The 1373-nt window shown below is 45.5% G+C and carries 2 protein-coding genes; both read left to right on the forward strand.

The window, feature by feature from the left end; translation table 11 throughout:
* Positions 1-345 (forward strand): tyrosine-type recombinase/integrase (locus G566_RS0100005; RefSeq protein ID WP_029131045.1); only part of this gene is annotated, 345 nt, incomplete at its 5' end.
* A gap of 41 nt (positions 346-386) precedes the next feature.
* A complete protein-coding gene (locus G566_RS15215) occupies positions 387-857 on the forward strand; it encodes a hypothetical protein (protein ID WP_156874369.1) in 471 nt (156 codons plus the stop codon).
* Positions 858-1373 lie beyond the last annotated feature (516 nt).

Genomic DNA, 1373 nt, shown 5'->3' on the forward strand with positions numbered 1-1373 from the left:
ATCATTCCGATCAACAAGCAGCTTCGGGCATCGCTGGTGGAGCTTCTTGAGCAGGGACGTGGCAGCCCAACCGCCTACGTGATCAGGACTGAACGATCAGATCGGACCTCAGCACAGGCAATCGTGAACCTGTTCCAACGCTGGTATCGTGATCTAGGGTTGATCGGCTGCTCGTCACACTCGGGTCGTCGGACCTTCATCACCAACGCTGCGAGGAAGATTTCGACGGTTGGCGGGTCGCTGCGAGATGTGCAATCACTGGCTGGTCATACCTCCCTGCAGACGACCCAGCGTTATATCGAAGGCGATGCTGAGGCGAGGCGGCGAGTGGTAGAACTGGTTTGAGTGGTTTCGTTTGCCTCTTGTAAAAAACGAAGGATTACCCGATGTTTAGTATATTTTCCGATGAATGGGATAAAGCAAAATCTTTCGCTTATAAGAAGCACAATGTTAAACTACCAGAAGAAATGAAGCCTGCTTTTCTAAGAATCGTTTCGGAATACCAATTGAGTGCTAAATCGAAGGAGTGCCTTGCTGAAACAGTAGCCGCTGCACATGTTTTCACCATTGTTTTCGGGCTACTGAAAAAATATGTGAATAACGAAATCCCAAAAGATAAACTCGATCTTGATTTCATAATTGAATTATTTGAAAGAGGAAAATCCATAAAATCTTCATCGACTATTACTTTAGCGGAATCCCCTGACAGGACGAAATTAGAAAATTCGAGCGAATATAAATTGTATCACTCTGCCATGGATATTATGTGTAATTCTATTTTGGAAAATATCGCCGTAATCTACGAGGAAATGGAAACCGCCTCCGATGAGATACTTCGAATTCTAAATTTGAGGTAAGATGGTCTTTAAAAGTGTGAAACGACCCTCCCGCCTTAGGGCTCAAACAGTCCCTGATAAGCCCACTTTTAAACTCACCCTGATGTCCTTGGATGCCTTAACAAGCCGAGCGTCCAATTCGCCGTTCAGCGCCATCCCCCGCACCACAGCCAGAGTTTGCGATCCTTCGTCAAGGCTGCCACACTGGAAGGCTAACACCCCCTAATTCAGCTCGATGGGGTTAAACTGTAATGATCATCAAGAAAAATGCGGAGAGGTGGACTTGATTTTTCAGGTAGCTGCGGGGATTATTTTAGGCGGAGTGATCCTCTTTGTAATTTTGCTGTATTTCGATGTCGTATGGGAAATAATTAAGTTTATTTTACTATTAATTTTGCTGTGCTTGATAATTTTTGCATTGTTTATCGCTCAGAAAACGTGACGGCGTGACCTGGTTGTGGGTTCGAAACGATCACTCAAACGGATAAGCTCCAGCCTTCTTGGCAGGTTCCTTGGACCTGCTCGCCTTGGTGATCT

The organism is Sandarakinorhabdus limnophila DSM 17366 (assembly GCF_000420765.1).
Classification (GTDB): domain Bacteria; phylum Pseudomonadota; class Alphaproteobacteria; order Sphingomonadales; family Sphingomonadaceae; genus Sandarakinorhabdus; species Sandarakinorhabdus limnophila.